16 protein-coding genes are annotated in these 18605 nt (G+C 40.0%); 7 read left to right on the top strand and 9 right to left on the bottom strand.

Annotation, left to right across the window (positions count from 1 at the left end):
- Together ligA and AB3G38_RS12340 are read right to left on the bottom strand one after the other, a co-directional pair.
- Positions 1 to 2019, bottom strand: coding sequence for an NAD-dependent DNA ligase LigA (gene ligA / locus AB3G38_RS12345; protein ID WP_367864225.1), 2019 nt, complete (start codon positions 2017 to 2019; stop codon positions 1 to 3).
- 58 nt (positions 2020 to 2077) lie between these two features.
- Positions 2078 to 2767 (bottom strand): hypothetical protein, encoded by a 690-nt coding sequence (locus tag AB3G38_RS12340; RefSeq protein WP_367864224.1) that lies wholly within the window; start codon positions 2765 to 2767, stop codon positions 2078 to 2080.
- A 152-nt stretch (positions 2768 to 2919) separates the two neighbouring features.
- Here AB3G38_RS12340 and tyrS point away from each other — a divergent pair, with 152 nt between their 5' ends.
- Complete coding sequence (gene tyrS / locus AB3G38_RS12335; RefSeq protein WP_367864223.1) at positions 2920 to 4206, top strand: tyrosine--tRNA ligase; 1287 nt, start codon at positions 2920 to 2922, stop codon at positions 4204 to 4206.
- 1 nt (position 4207) lies between these two features.
- Here tyrS and AB3G38_RS12330 read toward each other — a convergent pair whose 3' ends face one another.
- The 3 genes from AB3G38_RS12330 to AB3G38_RS12320 are packed head-to-tail and all read right to left on the bottom strand — an operon-like array spanning position 4208 to position 8016.
- Positions 4208 to 5206, bottom strand: coding sequence for an acyl transferase (locus tag AB3G38_RS12330; RefSeq protein WP_367864222.1), 999 nt, complete (start codon positions 5204 to 5206; stop codon positions 4208 to 4210).
- 17 nt (positions 5207 to 5223) lie between these two features.
- Positions 5224 to 5574, bottom strand: coding sequence for a hypothetical protein (locus tag AB3G38_RS12325; protein ID WP_367864221.1), 351 nt, complete (start codon positions 5572 to 5574; stop codon positions 5224 to 5226).
- Between the two features lie 3 nt (positions 5575 to 5577).
- Positions 5578 to 8016 carry a penicillin acylase family protein gene (locus tag AB3G38_RS12320; RefSeq protein WP_367864220.1) on the bottom strand — a complete coding sequence of 813 codons (2439 nt, stop codon included), beginning with the start codon at positions 8014 to 8016 and terminating at the stop codon, positions 5578 to 5580.
- Positions 8017 to 8299: 283 nt separating this feature from the next.
- On the opposite strand from AB3G38_RS12320, the gene AB3G38_RS12315 reads away from it, so the two are divergent.
- The 5 genes from AB3G38_RS12315 (at position 8300) to AB3G38_RS12295 (ending at position 13911) form a co-directional block, all read left to right on the top strand.
- Positions 8300 to 10774 (top strand): glycoside hydrolase family 31 protein, encoded by a 2475-nt coding sequence (locus tag AB3G38_RS12315; RefSeq protein ID WP_367864219.1) that lies wholly within the window; start codon positions 8300 to 8302, stop codon positions 10772 to 10774.
- A gap of 10 nt (positions 10775 to 10784) precedes the next feature.
- On the top strand, positions 10785 to 12746 hold the full coding sequence (gene glgB, locus AB3G38_RS12310) for a 1,4-alpha-glucan branching protein GlgB (RefSeq protein ID WP_367864218.1): 1962 nt from the start codon (positions 10785 to 10787) through the stop codon (positions 12744 to 12746).
- A gap of 3 nt (positions 12747 to 12749) precedes the next feature.
- Positions 12750 to 13277 carry a GNAT family N-acetyltransferase gene (locus AB3G38_RS12305; protein WP_367864217.1) on the top strand — a complete coding sequence of 176 codons (528 nt, stop codon included), beginning with the start codon at positions 12750 to 12752 and terminating at the stop codon, positions 13275 to 13277.
- Entirely contained in the window at positions 13255 to 13503 is a 249-nt protein-coding gene (locus AB3G38_RS12300) for a hypothetical protein (RefSeq protein WP_367864216.1), read from the top strand. Before AB3G38_RS12305 ends, AB3G38_RS12300 begins: the two co-directional genes overlap by 23 nt.
- A gap of 168 nt (positions 13504 to 13671) precedes the next feature.
- Positions 13672 to 13911, top strand: coding sequence for a hypothetical protein (locus AB3G38_RS12295; protein WP_367864215.1), 240 nt, complete (start codon positions 13672 to 13674; stop codon positions 13909 to 13911).
- A 68-nt stretch (positions 13912 to 13979) separates the two neighbouring features.
- Here the strand turns inward: AB3G38_RS12295 and gap are convergent, their stop codons facing one another.
- From gap to pfkA, 3 genes are read right to left on the bottom strand one after another with little or no spacing between them, the layout of a single operon-like run.
- Positions 13980 to 14981, bottom strand: coding sequence for a type I glyceraldehyde-3-phosphate dehydrogenase (gene gap / locus AB3G38_RS12290; protein WP_068395060.1), 1002 nt, complete (start codon positions 14979 to 14981; stop codon positions 13980 to 13982).
- A gap of 5 nt (positions 14982 to 14986) precedes the next feature.
- The gene (locus tag AB3G38_RS12285; protein ID WP_367864214.1) at positions 14987 to 15829 is read right to left on the bottom strand and encodes a hypothetical protein; all 843 of its coding nucleotides are present in this window, start codon (positions 15827 to 15829) and stop codon (positions 14987 to 14989) included.
- 1 nt (position 15830) lies between these two features.
- Positions 15831 to 16817, bottom strand: coding sequence for a 6-phosphofructokinase (gene pfkA, locus AB3G38_RS12280; protein ID WP_367864213.1), 987 nt, complete (start codon positions 16815 to 16817; stop codon positions 15831 to 15833).
- A gap of 117 nt (positions 16818 to 16934) precedes the next feature.
- Here pfkA and AB3G38_RS12275 point away from each other — a divergent pair, with 117 nt between their 5' ends.
- Entirely contained in the window at positions 16935 to 17624 is a 690-nt protein-coding gene (locus AB3G38_RS12275) for an NUDIX domain-containing protein (RefSeq protein WP_068395066.1), read from the top strand.
- Positions 17625 to 17701: 77 nt separating this feature from the next.
- Here AB3G38_RS12275 and AB3G38_RS12270 read toward each other — a convergent pair whose 3' ends face one another.
- The gene (locus AB3G38_RS12270; protein ID WP_183869523.1) at positions 17702 to 18565 is read right to left on the bottom strand and encodes an N-acetylglucosamine kinase; all 864 of its coding nucleotides are present in this window, start codon (positions 18563 to 18565) and stop codon (positions 17702 to 17704) included.
- Between the last annotated feature and the right edge of the window lie 40 nt (positions 18566 to 18605).

The raw sequence follows: 18605 nt of genomic DNA, 5'->3' as shown, positions 1-18605 counted from the left end.
TTAATCTTTATTCAACATCTCTAATAAGTCGTTCTCCGAAATCAGGGGAACATTCAACTTCTGGGCTTTCTCTAATTTTGAGGGACCCATATTGTCACCTGCGAGCAGATAATTCAATTTAGCGGAAATACTACTTAATATCTTTCCACCATTGTTTTCAATCAGATCTTTCAGTTCTTCTCTGCTGTATTGTTCGAAAACTCCCGAAATTACGAATGTTTTTCCAGTTAATTTGTCACTATCAAGTGTTATTATGGTCTGAATGGCCTCAAATTGTAATCCATGTGCTTTTAACTGGTTAATCTGATCAATATGAGCCTGTTTACTGAAGTATTCCAGTATACTTTCTGCTATACGGCCCCCAATTTCATCAATTGCTGTTAATTCTTCAAGTGTAGCAGCAATTAAGCGATCAATATTTCCGGTTCCGATGGCTAGTTTCCTGGCCACTGTTTCTCCGACATATCTGATCCCCAAACCAAAAAGTACCTTTTCAAAGGGCATCTGTTTAGATAATTCTATGCCTTTTAACATGTTTTCAATAGAACGTTCTCCGAACCTTTCTATATTCTTTAGTTCTTCAGCTCTGTCTTTTAAAGTATATAAGTCACTGATATGGCTTAATAAGCCTCTGTGGTAAAAAGATTCTATGGTTTCATCACCTAATCCATCAATGTTCATCGCTTTTCTGGAAATGAAATGCTGAATTTTACCCACAATCTGCGGACGGCAGCCTTCATCATTCAGACAGTAAAAAGCAACTTCTCCTTCTTTACGAACTAGTGTAGTACCGCATTCAGGGCAGATAACGGGATAAATAATGGGTTGTGCGCCTTCTTTTCTTTTTTCCAGGTTCACCCCGATGATCTTTGGAATAATTTCACCCCCTTTTTCTACAAATACACTGTCTCCAATGTGTAAGCCCAATCTTTCGATCTCATTGGCATTATGCAGTGTAGCCCGCTTAACCGTTGTTCCGGCAAGTTGTACTGGTTTTAAGTTCGCTACAGGAGTTACTGCGCCGGTACGTCCAACCTGGTAGCTTACGCTTTCCAGCATAGTTTCTACTTCTTGTGCTTTATATTTATAGGATATTGCCCAGCGTGGAGATTTAGCGGTAAAGCCTAGTTCCTGCTGCTGAGTAAAGCTGTTGACTTTAATAACAATCCCGTCAATGTCATAGCTGAGTTTGAAACGTTCATTTTCCCAGTAATGGATAAATTCCAGTACTTCTTCAATACTGCTGCTCAGTTTAGTATGTTCAGAAACATGAAAACCCCATTTGTTAAGTTCCTGCAGGCTTTCCCAATGTGTTTTGAAATATTCTTTTTCAGTATGCAGCGAATAAAAGAAAGCATCAAGAGGTCTTTTAGCTACTTCTTTGGGATCCTGCATTTTTATCGTCCCTGAAGCAAAGTTCCTTGGATTTGCATAAGGTATTTCTCCAAGTTCTTCTCTTTCTTTGTTCAGCCTTTCAAAGGCTGCACTGTGCATTAATATTTCCCCTCTGATCTCAAATAATGCAGGTGTGTTTGCTTTTTTCAGGTGGTGGGGAATATTGCTGATGGTTTTTACATTGGCCGTAACGTCATCACCTTTAGTTCCGTCTCCACGGGTAACTGCTCTTAAGAGTTTGTTATCCTGGTAAGTCAGACTAATAGAAAGTCCGTCGAATTTCAGTTCGCATACGTACTCAAAATTATCACCTATTGATTTTTTGATCCTTTCGTCGAAATCACGGAGATCCTGTTCGTTATAGGTGTTACCCAATGAAAGCATTGGCCATCTGTGTTTAACGGTGACGAAGTTTTTGGTGATATCACCCCCAACTTTCAGCGTCGGAGAGTCAGGATCAGCAAATTCGGGATGTTCTTTTTCAAGTTTTCCCAAGGCTTCCAGTTTCTTGTCAAACTCGTAATCGGCAATGGTTGGCATTGCGAGTACATAATAATTATAACTGTGCTGGTTAAGTTCATTAACCAACGCGTCCATAGTGTCTTTAATAGTGGATTGCGACATAAGGCGAAGTTACTAAATCGGCTGATTTGCTTGTTTATTTTAATGGTTTTTTTTGTATTCAGAAGGATTGTCCGGCCAGTTCAAGCTCGATCTGATCGAATATAGTCAGAAATCCCTGCTTGTCCAGCTGCTGCTTAAATTCCTGGAGCTTCTGCGTTAAGATTTCCAGCTGCTCTTCTGTAAATGGATTAAGCCATAACCGCATACAAATGCGGTTGAGTGCATAGGTAATATGCTCAATTTTCTCATAGCTGAATAGGTATTCACTGGAAATAAACTTGTCCAGAAAATGAGCAAAACGGGGCTGATCTGTTAATCCGGCATATTTTAAAAAACCAGTCAGCGATTCAGTATGGGCATGGCCGAGCTGCTGATAAAAAAGTGCAGTGTCTACTTTTTTCTGGGTTAACAGCAGGTGATCAAGGACTAGTTCCAAACCGATATGCGCTAAAAAGAATGGCTTAACCGGGCCGGTTTGCAGGGCTGGTAAAATCAGTTGTTTAAGGATAGCGGTTTGTTCTTTAAAAAAATCGGAAGAATGAAATAAACGGTCTACTTCCAGATGTCTTTTCCATCCGCTAAGCAGGGCGGCATATTCAGGGACATCCCTGAAAAGGTATTCATCTTTTTGCGGATTGAGGTTCCAGTCTTTGTCTGCATTTTTAATCAGGTCGGGCAGTACCACGCCCATCACCATATAATCATTGGAGTTTTGCCGTTCAAAATAAAAGTGCGAAAGAAAGTTCATTGTTCTAAAAATAGCGATTTTTTAATGAGCCGGCCGGAGAAATGGCGCAGATAACCCATAATTATTTATACCTGACAAGAATCTGTCCAAGATCAGCTTTTATGGGCTGCTAAGTTTAAACGGTTTCTTATCTTTGCCGAAATTATAAAGCGATGACCAATTTTGTTGATGAATTAAGATGGAGAGGCATGTTACATGATATCATGCCCAATGCAGAAGATAAATTAAATGAAGGCATGTGCTCAGGATATATAGGTTTTGATCCTACGGCTGATTCGTTACATGTTGGTCACCTGACACAGATTATGACATTAATCCACTTTCAGCGTGCTGGTCACAAGCCTTATGCACTTGTTGGCGGAGCGACTGGTATGGTCGGTGATCCGTCTGGTAAATCTGAGGAAAGAAACTTACTGACTGAAGAAATACTGGCCCATAACCTGGATGGAATTAAAAAACAGCTGAATCAATTCTTAAACTTCAGCGCGGCAGGTAATGGAGCGGTGATGGTGAACAATGCAGATTGGTTTAAAAGCTTCAGTTTCCTTGATTTTATCAGAGACGTAGGTAAACACATCACTGTGAACTATATGATGGCCAAAGACAGCGTGAAAAAGCGTTTGGAGGGTGATACCGGGATGTCTTTTACAGAATTCAGTTACCAGCTGATCCAGGGTTATGATTTCTATTATTTATGGAAAAATAATAACTGTACAATCCAGATGGGCGGTTCTGATCAATGGGGAAATATAGTGACCGGAACAGAATTCATCAGAAGAAAAGACAGAGGTACAGCTTATGGATTGACTACACAACTGATCAAAAAATCGGACGGTACTAAATTCGGAAAAACGGAAAGCGGAGCAATCTGGTTAGATCCGGAGAAAACTTCTCCTTATAAATATTACCAGTTCTGGTTGAACGCGACAGATTCGGATGCGAAATCATGGATACGTATCTTCACTTTGCTGAATCAGCAGGAATTGGAGAAATTAGAGTCTGAACATGATGCAGCCCCTCATTTGAGAATTTTGCAGAAAGCACTGGCTACTGATATTACCATCAGAACACACTCTGAGGCTGCTTTGGAAACGGCGGTGAAAACTTCCGAATTCTTGTTCGGTAATGGTTCTTTATCATTTTTGGAGAGCCTGAGCTCTGCACATATACTGGAAATCTTTGAAGGTGTACCTCAGTTTGTAATTAGCCGTGAAGAATTAGCATCAGGTATAGATGTAGCTACTTTACTGGCAGAGAAAACGACGGTATTTCCATCTAAAGGTGAAGTGAAGAAAACTATCCAGGGTGGTGGATTGAGTATGAATAAAGAAAAAGTAGCAGAGGTTACTGCCAGTTATACGGTCAGCAACCTGATCAATGACAAATATATTATCGTTCAGAAAGGTAAAAAGAACTATTTCCTGTTAATAGCGGAGTAGTTTACTGAACCAGCAGGTTACAACCTCTGATGTCTGCATTGTCAAAACGGCCAAGTACTTCAAAGGAACCGCCAGGCAATAACCGGCCCAGATCTTGTGTAGCGATGAACGAGCAGGAGTTAATATTGGCAAGATCAATAATATTAATGCCTCCTGTCTGATTAGAATTGAGGAGTGTTAGGGGATCATTCGTGTCCCTTAACACAATCTTCATCCAGTTTGGACAATCAAATATACCTTCTCCTGAAGAATAAGCTTGTGAAAGCAGCTCAGTCATTCCGTATTCACTGTGAATAGCAGCTACACCAAATCCGCTTTTTAATATTTCGTGTAGTTCTTCTCTGACCATTTCTTTCCTTTTTCCTTTCATACCTCCTGTTTCCATCACGATTAATTCGGGAAAGTCCAGCTGATGGGTTTCAAGAAAGTCAAGCAGGGCATAAGTAACACCAATTAACAGCGTTGGCTGACCTGCTTTTTTTAAATAGGTTAACTTTTGGAAAAGCGCTTCGTGGTTATGTAAGAAATAACCGCTATCGGGATGTTTGCTTTGATTCAGCAATGCATCAATCATATAGATTAGCGAAGAACCATCTCTTTCCAGATAGGATGGAAGTAAGGCCAGCAGACAGGTGTCTGTAACCGGACCATAAAATTGCTCAAATGCTTTGTTAAAGCTTTCTTCGTATACACTCAGGTCTGTCACCGCATGTTTACTTTGCACCATTCCTGTAGTTCCGGAACTGCTGAAAACAATCTCCTCTGGTTCATTAGTACTGACTACGCGGTGGCTTTTGAAAAAGCTGATCGGTAAATAGGGGATATCGGCTACCTGTGTGATCTGTTCAGGTTTGACATTCAGGTGGGTGATAAACTGACGATAAGGTACACAAAACTCCGCCTGGTATTTGAAAATGGCCAGTGCGGTTTCATTAAACTGTTGTGCGTTGCGGATAGAAAATATTTGAGGAATTAAAGCTTTCACGCCGCAAAAATACATAAACAGTTAGATAAATCTTATGCCGTTGTTTTTTTTACCAGTACTGCTTTTCTGAACTGGTAACCACAGTAACCGCTTACCGCAGCCACAAAGCCGCCCAGCAATGCTGAAACCAACAGGACTAACCACCAGGTATGGAGACCAAACATCTCTGCCACACGCGAAACCAGCAGGTTATGATTCGGCAGGCTCTGATATAAAGCGACGCCTGTCCATAATAGCGCAATCGCAAAGAAAGGTTGCCACAAAGATAGTTTTGCTGTTTTACCGATTAACCCGCAGGTCGCAAAAGAAAGGATGACGATGATCCACCAGGGTAAAATCATTTGTAATAAAAAAGAGGCGATAAGTATAACGAGAAAGACCATGTGCTATTTTTTAGAAATTTTTAAACGTGAAAGAACTTTACCCTGGGTATCCTCTGCCGATTGCATCAGGTAGAGGTCATATAATTTGCCATCTGCCCAGGTACTCAGCATATCATCATAGAAAAAGCTGCCTGGATTACCCGATTGTCCGCCTGGATATACGCCGTGACCTTTTGGCGTTTTTCCAAGCTCAACGACCATTCTCCAGGATGGGCCATTTTTTTCGTCTAAGGCATTAATGGTGCTTTTCGCCCCTCCGATCAGCAGTGTTTCAGAGCCCATTCCCGGTATATTCGCTAAGTGAGGTACATGTGTTTGTTTCACATTAGCCCATTGCCATCTTTTACCAATCGGCCCGTATTTCCTTTCCAGACTATCACAGGTGTATTTAAAAGCCTCATTAACGAGGTCATTTAAGGTTTCCTTTTGTGGAGTATTCACATTATCGAACCATTTTGAACCCGGGTCTTTTAAAATCAATTCTACAGTCCGGTCTTTGGAAGGGTATCGCATGGGTACAGAGGCAATCGTAAATTCATCATCCCAGATGTCTTTAAACAAGCGTTTAGTCCACAGATCGAAAATACTGCCGCCAATTGCTTTAGCTGTAAAGAACTTATCCCATTTAGTGGTGATTTCCAATGCTTCTTTTTGTGTTGCATTGAGTTTTGCCGGGTCAATTTTTGAAATTAGTGCGGGTAGCAGGTCCTGCGCCAGAATACTATAACTGTCGCTTTGCATGATCCGGATACTGTCGGCTGTTGCTTTTGTCATTGCTTTCAGCCTGTCATTAATTCTTTTACCACGTTCATAGGAACCAAATTCCCAATTGATATAATAAGGGTAGGATGGGTCAGTAGAGGATTGATTTGCTGAGCTGACAAAGTTTCTTTCCGGATTCTTAACGGTTGGATTCTCTGCGTAGGGTATCCATCCCTGCCAGTCATTTTTTGGATCGGAGCCATCGAGTATAAATTTACCCTGACCTTTCCATTTCAATGGAAATTTTCCATTTGCTGTAATGGCAATATCATTTGCTGAGGAAGCAAAAATAAAGTTCTGTGCAGGTGCTGTATAGTAAGTAAGTGCTTTCCGGTAGTCATTGTAATTTTTACCTCTGTTCAATAAATAGAAAGTCATCAGCTCATTTGATTTATCATGCGCTATCCAGCGCAGTGCATTACCGGTTGGCACATTGTCGGCCATGCTGAGTTTTTCTGGTTTTTGAAAATAAACAACCGGGCCATGATGGGTATAAAAAACGGTATCTATTTCATTTTTAGCACCTCTGATTTTTATCGTTTCCAGTCTAACGGTTGTGTTTTTCCAGGTATTGTTATATTTATATTGCTTATGCGCAGCGTCTTTAAATTTGATCTGGTAGAAATCCAGGACGTCTGCGGCAACATTGGTTACGCCCCATGCAATGTCTTTATTGAAACCAATCGTGATACCCGGAGCACCAGGTAGTGAGACGCCATAGGCGTTAAGTCCGGGTGCATTTAACTGGATCTGATACCAGATAGAAGGTAAGGTTAAATTCAGGTGAGGGTCATTGGCGAGAATCGGATATCCTGAAGCTGTTTTAGCACCAGAGAGTGCCCAGTTATTACTTCCGATCCCATCTTCCAATACTTTGGTTTTTACTTTACCTGTGGTCATTTCAGTAAAACTGGCAGGTGTTTTTGGAAGTTGCAGGGGGTTGAAATCCCATTGGGTACCTGCAGGGATAATCGGATCTTCACGGAAGGGATAATCAGGGAATAAATCGGCTGTTATTTCAGGCCCGTATTTTTTCAGGATGTTACTCATGTAAAATTCGTCTGAACCCATAGCCAGTACGGCCGACATTTGTTTGAGGAGCAAGGCACATTTAAGGGGTGTCCAGTCTTCGGGCGTGAAATCCAGTATCTTATATTCTAATGGAAGCTGCGCACTGGAAAGCGAATGGATATAGTCATTAATTCCGGCGGTATAGGCTTCAATCATGGCTTTTGATCTGGGGTCTTCCATCATTCCTTTTAAAGAGTTTTCAGCGCCATAAACCATTCCCATACGGCGTTGGTATCTATCTACTTCAATAGCTTTGGCTCCTACCACTTCAGAGAGTCTGCCGGCTGCAAAACGGGTCTGGAAATCCATTTGCCATAAACGGTTCATCGCGGTAATATAGCCTTGTGTATAATAAACATCGTGGTCATTTCCGGCGAAAATATGAGGGATCATCCGGTCATCAAAAACTACTTCTACAGTTTGTTCGGCCCCTTTTAGACGGATTGCACTTTTTTTGGCAATACTCATCTTTTCTGCATTCTGCCAGAAACCGGTAAATGGGTTAAGGAATTTTAAAAGCGGGGGTAAGGAACCAAATTTAGTGTTGAGTACAAAGGCTAACAGTATAGGTATAATGACGCAAATGAATGCTTTAAATTTGTTCTTCATATGAGATTGAATTACCGGTTAAAGAATTGGTATTCTATGGCAATTTAAGATAAAAGTGTATGGATTGCTAATCTTAATCATATTTGTGATTTTCGGCTGAATAGGAGTGCTGATTTGTTCCATAAAAAGCTAAATAGATTCAGCTAACGGCATTTTGATTTTGCCGGTTAGAATTTCTCTTTGAATTATATCTGAAAAATCTTGTGTTTTGGCATAATAATTAACACTTTAGCTTGGTCAATCAGACAGTTTACACATATAAACAGATTACGGAAACCTTTTTATGGAAGAATTCGAAGAGCAAGGAAACGAAATAACGGACAGCGAAAATATCAAGGAAATAGTTGAATCCACTATTCAGCATTTAAACAATCCGGTATTAGCTTTAAAACCGATAGTTAAGAAATATCTAACGCAAGTTCGGGAAGTCCGTCAGGATGGGAACAAATTTTTCTTCTCAGACGGGGAAGCCAGCGTAGAGGTCAGAGTAGTGAGTAACGAAATTATACGTGTCAGACTCGCACCTCACAGTGTTTTTCTGGAAGATTTCTCTTATGCTGTTCCGGTTGTGGATCAGAAAGTAAGTACTTTCAATTTCGATGAGGAAGAAGATTATTATGCGATAGCAACCAATACGGTAACCTGTAAAATCAGAAAAGAGGATTTTCATATTTCATTTACGGAAAATCTGTCTCAGCTTGTAATGAGTGAGGACGCCTCTCCAATGCACTGGGAAGAAAATGCGGACTTTGGTGGGTACTATGTTTTTGCTACTAAGAAATGTTTTCCGGAAGAGAACTTTTTCGGCCTTGGTGATAAATCAGGAAATATGAACCTGCGCGGCCGTCATTTTCAAAACTGGAATACGGATGCTTATTCTTTTGGATGGGATCAGGATCCTTTATACAGAACAATCCCATTTTATACCGGCGTTCATCAAAAATCTGCTTACGGTATTTTCTTTGATAATACTTTCCGCTCTTATTTTGACTTTGGTAAAGAAGACAATGATAAGACCAGCTTCTGGTCGGATGGTGGTGAGTTGCAATATTATTATATCCATGGGCCACATATGATGGATGTGGTTAAACGTTATCAAACTTTAACCGGAACGCATCCTATGCCTCCTAAATGGGCATTGGGGTATCATCAGTGCCGTTGGAGTTATTATCCGGAAACCAAGGTAAAAGCCATTGCAGAAGGGTTCCGTTCCAGGGATATTCCTTGTGATGCGATTTACTTCGATATCGATTATATGGATGGCTATCGTTGTTTTACCTGGAATAAAAAACACTTCCCTGATCCAAGGAAAATGATCAAAGAATTAGCAGACGATGGATTTAAAACCGTTGTGATGATTGATCCGGGAATAAAAGTGGATGATAATTACTGGGTTTTTAAAGAAGGAAAAGAGAACAATTATTTCTGTAGAAGGAGCGACGATTATTTTATGGAGGGTCATGTGTGGCCAGGCAGATGCCAGTTCCCTGATTTCACGAATCCGGCGGTAAGAGAATGGTGGGGCGGATTATATAAAGAGCTTGTAGACATGGGGGTTGCAGGGGTTTGGAATGATATGAATGAGCCGGCAGTATTCGGCGCAGGAACTTTTCCAAACGATGTACGTCATAATTACGATGGGCACAGAGGTTCGCACCGGAAGGCTCATAATGTTTATGGGATGCAGATGGTACGTTCAACTTATGACGGCTTAAAAAAGCTGATGCGTAATAAGCGTCCTTTTACGATTACCCGTGCAGGATATGCCGGAATGCAGCGTTATGGTTGTGTATGGACAGGTGATAATGTAGCAAGTTGGGAACATTTAAAAATAGGAAATATACAGTGTCAGCGGATGTCAGTTTCGGGAGTTCCTTTTTGCGGAACGGATATCGGAGGATTTAGTGGTGAACCGGATGGAGAGTTATTTACCCGCTGGATTCAGCTGGGAACATTTTCTCCTTTTATGCGGGCACACTCTGCGGGTGATACAGCCGAAAGAGAGCCATGGAGTTTTGGAGAGCCTTATACCGCGATCAACCGGAAGTTTATTGAATTGAGATACCGTTTAATGCCTTATTTTTATTCTGTATTCTGGGAGCATCACCGTTATGGTTTCCCGATTCTGAGACCTTTGGTGATGTTGGAGCAGGAAAACGTAAGCAATCATTTCAGACAAGATGAATTTGCTTATGGAGATAAAATACTGGTTTGCCCGATTTTAGAGCAAGGTGCTGTTTCAAGAACGGTGTATTTGCCAAAAGGACAGTGGTATAACATCTGGACGCATGAATTGCTTGCTGGGGAAAACGAGCATTTAGTAGACGCGCCATTAGAGAGTATGCCTATTTTTATTAAGGCGGGCGCTGTTATTCCGGAGTATCCGGTGATGCAGTATGTGGGAGAAAAACATATAGACGAAGTATTGCTGAATATCTTCTATGCGGACTATGAAGTGAATTCATTCTTCTTTGAGGATCATGGCGATACTTTTGCCTATGAGCAGGATATTTATTCGGAGAAAAAGTTTACAGTTAAAGGAAATGATCGCCGCCTGCTGATCCAGCAGAAGCTGGAAGGCTTATATACACCGAATTATGAAACCTATGATTACAACATAATTGGCATTCCTTTTGGAGTTAAGAAGGTCATTGTAGACGGATTGGAAATTAAAGACTATTTTACTGACGATAGAAACTGCTTACGTTTCAAAAGCAATAAGAACTTCTCTGTGATACAAATTCAGGGAGAAATATAACCTTAAAATAATGGCTAAAGCGAATCAGGGTAAACCTGTTAAAGAAAATATTGCCGTATCTGCAGATGCACCTGTCTGGATTTTTAGTTTACTGACAGACTTTGACGTCGCTTTATTTATTTCAGGCAAACATTTTCGTTTGTATGAAAAAATGGGAGCGCACCTTTTAAGTGTAAATAATAACAAAGGAACTTATTTTTCAGTATGGGCGCCTAATGCGCATGATGTATATGTGGCCGGAGATTTTAACCAGTGGCACGCAACTTCACACCGGTTATATAAACGACTGGATGAATCGGGAATCTGGGAAGGTTTTATTCCCGCAGTAGGAAAAGGAGCAGTTTATAAGTATTTTATCAAAGGGTTTGACGGGAAAGAATATGAAAAGGGAGATCCTTTTGCAACCCGGTGGGAGCATCCGCCGCAAACAGCTTCAGTAGTGTGGGATACGGATTATACCTGGAAAGATAAAGCATGGCTGAAGAAACGTCCTGTATTAAATGCACTGGATCAGCCAATGTCTGTTTATGAAGTACATCTGGGTTCATGGCAGCGCGATCCTTCAGAACCCGACCGGATTTTAACTTATAAAGAAATAGCCAATAGCCTGGTGCCCTATGTACTGGAAATGGGCTTTACCCATGTCGAGCTGATGCCGATTATGGAGTATCCTTATTATCCTTCGTGGGGTTATCAGATTACCGGATATTTTGCAGCCAGTTCCAGGCATGGAACACCACAGGAGCTGATGTACCTGATAGAACAGTTTCACAAAAATGATATTGCCGTAATTCTGGACTGGGTACCTTCACATTTTCCGGGAGATGCGCATGGATTGTTCCATTTTGATGGGACACATTTATATGAACATGCGGATATGCGTAAGGGCTTTCATCCGGACTGGAAATCATATATATTCAATTATGACAGAAATGAAGTCCGTTCTTTCCTGATCAGTAATGCCATGTACTGGCTGGATCAGTTTCATGCGGATGGTTTACGTGTAGATGCAGTAGCTTCTATGTTATATTTTGATTTCTCCCGGAAATCAGGGGATGCAGCAACTAATGAATTTGGTGGTTCAGAAAATCTGGGAGCTATTCAGTTTCTAAAAGATCTGAATGAATCTATTTATACAAATTTTAAAGGTGTTCATACGATTGCTGAAGAAAGCAGTACTTACCCGGGGGTAACACATCCGGTAGCTGAAGGAGGTTTGGGCTTTGGAATGAAATGGATGATGGGCTGGATGAACGATACGCTGAAGTATTTCAAAACTGATCCGATAGACAGGAAGTATAATCACCATCAGCTGACTTTTAGTATTACTTATGCATTTTCTGAGAAGTTTATGCTGCCATTTTCTCATGATGAGGTGGTGCATGGTAAATCTTCTATAATTTATAAAATGCCGGGTGATGAGTGGAGAAAACATGCAAATCTGCGTCTTTTATATGCTTATATGTTTACTCAGCCTGGTACAAAACTTCTTTTTATGGGAAATGAGTTTGCACAGAACGGGGAATGGAATTTTACCAATTCACTGGACTGGGACTTATTGCGGTATAAGTCTCATTCAGGGATGCAGACTTATGTGAAGGCGCTTAATAAATTATACCGGACAGAGCCGGGACTGCATGATTTTAATTTTTCTGCTGAAGGGTTTGAATGGATCAGTGCAGATGACAGGGATCATTCTATTTACGTTTATACGCGTAAAGGGCATAAAGCAAAGGATACCTTGATCATCATTTTAAATATGACTCCTGTTTACAGACAGAATTATAAAATAGGTTTACCGTTTAAAGCTTCGTGGAAAGAAATCTTTAACAGTGATGCGACGGAGTATTTTGGTAGTGGTAAACTCAATACAACTGCTTTTCTGCCAGAAGCAGCTTCGGTGAATGGAAGGGAGTATGCTATTTCGGTTAATATTGCGCCTTTGGGTGCAATGATATTAAAAACAGTATAACAGATGGAAATCCGGATAGAAACGGAAAGGTTGATACTCCGGGAATATGTGCAAGCAGACTGGGTGGCTGTCCATGAATACGCAAGCCAGGAGAATATCCTGGTTTATGAAAACTGGGGGCCTAATACGCAGGCTGATACCTTAATTTTTATTGAAGAAGCCCTCAGACAGAAAGAAATTTTACCCAGAACCAGCTTCGAACTGGCTATTGTACTGAAAGAGGAAAACAGGCTGATTGGGGGCTGTGGTTTTAGATTTGACAAGCAGGAAGCACATAAAGGAAATTTAGGTTATATTGTTAATCCGTTATATTGGAGAATGGGATATGCTAAAGAAGCTACAAATGGTTTGATCCGGTTTGTAGCTTCCGAATTAAGCATAAAGACTATTGAGGCAACTTGTGATGTTTTAAATCTTGCCTCCCAGGCCGTATTAAAGCATTGTGGTTTCTTCAGAATCAAGTTAATTAAGAAACACTTTGAGATGAAAGGAAGAGTCAGGGATACTTTTGTTTACGAGAGAAATACTTAGCACTCTGTTTTCGCCACCACAATCCGTTTCGTTTATCAGTCAGGTTATAGGCATTCAGCTGGATGTTATATTTTCCGCTGCGGTAGTTAAATTTTGTACTGCTTATGATGAATATGCTTTAAATGCTTTCAAAACGAATGGTATTGATTACATTTTAAAGCCATTTACAAATGGTATCAGCAAAGAAAAGACTCCTCAGGTTCTGGATTGGCTGGCCAGAAAATAGTAGCATGTTTACCGGTTATTTTTGACCGTTCACCGCCAATTTTGTGCATTTCGGCCTTAAATGCCTTTGGATAGTTGATTTGTTAGCTCATCTTTAGCTTAGCAGTTTCTGCCAGCCCACAGCAAATTATTCGTGAGCAGGGCTGAATCTTGAACTATTTAACTATAAATGATGAATGTAATTATATTTAAAACATCAGTCCAGGACAAAGGTGATCTGGATTGTGTGAGGCCAGCGCTCGATGTCTTTCTGGGGGAAAAGAACTGGACATTCGATTTAGAAGATATAGATAAAATTCTGAGAGTAGTGAGCCCGGTAATCTGTACGATTGCAGTAGAACAGTTACTGCTGGAAAAGGGATTCTTGTGTATAGAAATGCCTTATTCTCTGGATGAGTTTAATACTTAAAACCAGAAAGGGATCTTCCTTGTGGAAAATCCCTGTTCTAACTACCTATGAATCTGTTTGAACAGATGTTATTTTAAGTTTCCGTAGTACTCTACGAATTTAGCTAATGCTGAAGAATAGCCCCATTCGTTATCATACCATGAAACAACTTTAACGAAGTTATCATTCAATGCAATACCTGCGTTTGCATCAAAGATAGAAGCGTGGTCATCACCAATAAAGTCAGAAGAAACCACTTCATCTTCAGTGTAACCTAACACACCTTTTAATTCACCTTCAGAAGCTGCTTTCATCGCGTCTTTAATCTGTTGGTAAGTAGCAGGTCTTTCTAAACGTACAGTTAAATCTACTACTGATACATCAGCAACCGGAACACGGAAAGCCATACCAGTCAATTTACCTTTTAATTCAGGAATAACCTTAGTTACTGCTTTAGCAGCGCCTGTAGCAGAAGGAATGATGTTAGAGAAACCACCACGTCCGCCTCTCCAGTCTTTTGCAGAAGGACCATCAACAGTTTTCTGTGTAGCAGTAACTGCATGTACAGTACTCATTAAGCCTTCAGCAATACCCCAGTTGTCATTTAACACCTTCGCGATTGGCGCAAGGCAGTTAGTAGTACAAGAAGCATTAGAAACAACAGTTTGATCTGCTGTTAATTTATCATGATTCACACCCATTACGTAAGTAGGGATTGAATCATCTTTAGCCGGAGCAGAAAGAACAACTCTTTTTGCACCTGCAGTAAGGTGTTTCTCTGCATCAGCCTGAGTTAAGAATAACCCTGTAGACTCAATAACAGTTTCAACACCTACTTCATTCCATTTTAAGTTAGCTGGGTCTCTCTCAGCTGTAATACGGATAGTTTTTCCGTTAACGACTAAATGTCCGTCAACTACTTCGATAGTTCCATCAAAACGACCATGCGTAGAATCATACTTCAACATATAGGCCATGTAATCTGGCTCTACAAGATCATTTATTGCAACGATGTCCAGACCTCTTTTTAACGCAGCTCTAAAAACTAATCTGCCGATACGGCCAAAACCGTTTATTCCAATCTTTGTCATTATTATTAATTTGAATAGTAATTAAGTAAATTATATATTGGTTCTTTGGTAATCGTAGTAATTTCAAAACCATTCTTCTTTGCCACAGCACGCAAACGGTCTTGAAAGTTCCCTGCCACTATCCCTACAAAATGTACTTCCTCACCAGGATGAAGTTTGATTGTCGGTAACAGGTAAGTATCTATATAACGCTGAAATCCGTTATCTAGTAGCTGCTGAATATATTCATGTTCCCTGTTTTCTATAAAGAAGTCCAGGAAAGAGCTCAGAAACTGCTGAGCCATAGTTTTCTTGTATACTTTATCCAGTATTTCTGACCTGTTGAGGTCATACTTTTTACTGAATTTTTTCATCAGATCGGCTGGCAGCTTCTCCTGAAGGTAATATTTCAGGATCATTTTACCCAGGTAGGTAGCGGAACCTTCATCACTGAGAATAAAACCCAGGCCGTAGTTATTAGGTTCAGGTTTTGTACCGTCAAAATAAGCACAGTTAGCGCCACTTCCAAGGATACCGACAACTCCGCTTTTATTGAAACAGGCAGCGATAGCAGCACCATATAGATCATCCTGAACAGTGATCTTACTATATTTAAAGAACATCCTTAAAGAAGCTACTAGTTCATTCCGGCGGTCTAAGGAAGTTGCTCCGGCGGCAAAAACATGGATCTTTTTAATCTGTTCTGCATTGTTGATTAAAATAGATTTCTTATTCAACTGCTGCAACAACGATTTCTGATCTACAAAAAATGGATTTATACCGGGCATACTACATTCTGCAATGGTTTTCCCATCTTTAGCTATTTTCCACAGGGCAGTTTTTGAGCCGCTATATACTACCGCTATCATGTTAAATTGATAAAACTTTAGTCATTTCCAAAAGATCACTTTCTAATTTAAAACTATGCTCTGTCAACGCTTCGTCCAAGCTGGTTAACCTGATATCATTGCCACGTAAGCCTACCATCTGCTGTGTACTGCCTTTCAGCAATTCATTTACAGCGGCGTAACCTAAACGGCTTCCTAAAATCCTGTCAAAACTGCTCGGGCTTCCGCCGCGTTGCAAGTGTCCTAATATAGTGACCTTTGTGTCATAATGATTGAACTTTTCTTTAACATGCTTTGCAATGTCATATGCGCCACCTTGTTTATGCCCTTCGGACACAATTACAATGCTGGATGATTTTTTTGTTGCTGCCCCGATTTCCAATTGTTTAATCAGTTCATCAAGACTTGTTGCTTTCTCTGGTAGCAAGACCGCTTCAGCTCCACAGGCAATAGCACTTCTTAAAGCGATACAACCCGAATCCCGGCCCATTACTTCTACGAAAAATAAACGGTCATGTGAATCTGCAGTGTCCCTGATCTTATCTATAGCTTCAATAACGGTGTTAATTGCAGTATCATAGCCTAAAGTAAAATCAGATCCGTATAAGTCATTGTCGATTGTACCAGGAATGGCAATTACATTGATATGATGTCTTTGAGCAAAACGACGGGCTCCGGTAAAAGTACCATCTCCGCCAATCACAACAAGGGCATCTATTTGGTGCAGTTTAAGGTGCTCATAAGCAAGATCCATTCCTTCGTCGGTTTTAAACTCTAAACAGCGTGCTGTTTTAAGTACTGTTCCGCCTAAATGGATTATGTTGCTCACTGAACGGGCATCCATAGGAATAATATTGTTAGTTATTAATCCTTGATAACCTTGCAAAACTCCAAACATATTTATACCATTGTAAATACCGGTACGTACTACTGCTCTGATGCATGCGTTCATTCCGGGAGCGTCACCCCCAGATGTCAATACAGCGATATTTTTGATATTTGGTTTCATCTGTTTATATTACGAATATACCGTGTAGATATTACACTAAGTAATTTATTTTGATTTATTTTATGTAAATCGCAAACAAGTATATTAATTTGCTTTAGTTTTTAAAAATTTAATGTTTTGAAAGAAGTCTTACCACAGCTTAATTCCACCTTCTCAATTGATTGTGTTTTATTCGGATTTGATGAAGGAGAATTAAAAGTTCTGCTGATTGAAAGGAATGAAGAACCTTTTAAAGATTGGTGGGCCCTTCCGGGGTATCTGGTCAATGAGAACGAAAGTCTGGATCAGTCCGCGGCCCGTATCTTGCACGAACTCACGGGGATAGAGAATGTATACATGGAACAGTTTTATACTTTTGGTGATGTAGGCCGTCACCCTCAGGGGAGAATTATATCCGTAGCTTATTATGCGATGTTGCGGTTGGGGGGAGATAAAGCGCTTAAACCGATCAGCAATTATGCAAAACAAGCGCACTGGATTAATGTCAAGGATTTACCTCCGCTGGCATTTGACCATCAAAAAATATTTGATCAGGGACTTGAAAAAATAAAAAGAAGGATCAAACATCAGCCAATTGCTTTTGAATTACTTCCTGAGAAATTCACTTTGACACAGTTGCAAAATGTGTATGAAGTGATTTTGGGCAAGAAATTAGATAAAAGGAATTTCAGGAAAAAGATGCTGAGCTTTAATGTTTTGAAAGATCTGAATGAAAAGCAAAAAGGGGTTTCTTTCCGCGCAGCAACCTTATACCGTTTTGATAAAAGAAAATATGGAAAGTTATTTGGAAAAGAAATCTCTTTTTAAATTTCCCTCTTTCCTGTTTTAACTAAAAAAATCCCGGTTATTTATAACCGGGATTTTTAATATCGCTTGTTTTTTTTCTATTTCAGACTTCTGGCTGGTTGCATATGGTAATCAACAAGATCATCTATAGGGGAACGGATAATTTTTCCTACGCCCATTTCATATCTGTCTGCAACAATACTTAAAATATCTCTGAAACTATAACCTACAGAACCTACACAGTTCAGGCTGTATTCTTTATAATTCGGGTAATGGATAACCAGGTTTTCAAAGAATGCTGTAAAAGCATATTCAACTGTAGAGAATGCATAATCCTCGTAGTTATCTTTGAAATCATATAGGAATTTACTAAATCCTGCACAAAAACGATTTGGAAGAGGTTTGTTGTAAATATGATCAAAGATATCTTCGTTCGTCAAAGCGAAGTTGTCATAAAAACTTTCTCTCAAGCCTTTAGGCATGTAACCTTTCATGTAATCCCCAAGGATACGTTTACCGATATAGCAACCGCTACCTTCATCTCCCAGGAAATATCCCAGAGAATCAATGTTTAAAGAGATATCACTTCCGTCATAAAGACATGAGTTTGTACCTGTACCTAAAATTGCGGCAAAACCTGGTTCATCACCTAGTAATGCTCTGCAAGAAGCCAGTAAATCATGTCCAATAAAGATAATTGCATTAGGGAAAACCTGTCCCATAGCATCCGCTACAATTTTTTTATTCGCGTCAGTTGAACAACCTGCGCCGTAATAATATACTTCTGTTAGCTTATCTGCCTCTAAATGATCTGGTAAAGATTTTTTTAAAGATTCAACGATATAATCTGTACGGGAAAAATACGGATTGTAACCTTCGGTATTAAAATGAATTTTTCTACCAGCTTCATTAATTAAGCACCAATTGGTTTTGGTTGAACCACCATCTGCAATAACTATCATCTTAATTTGTTTTTTTTGGGGTAAAAGTAAATATTCCTGA

The sequence above is a fragment of the Pedobacter sp. WC2423 genome (assembly GCF_040822065.1).
Classification (GTDB): domain Bacteria; phylum Bacteroidota; class Bacteroidia; order Sphingobacteriales; family Sphingobacteriaceae; genus Pedobacter.
This window is presented reverse-complemented; position numbering and strand designations above follow the sequence as displayed.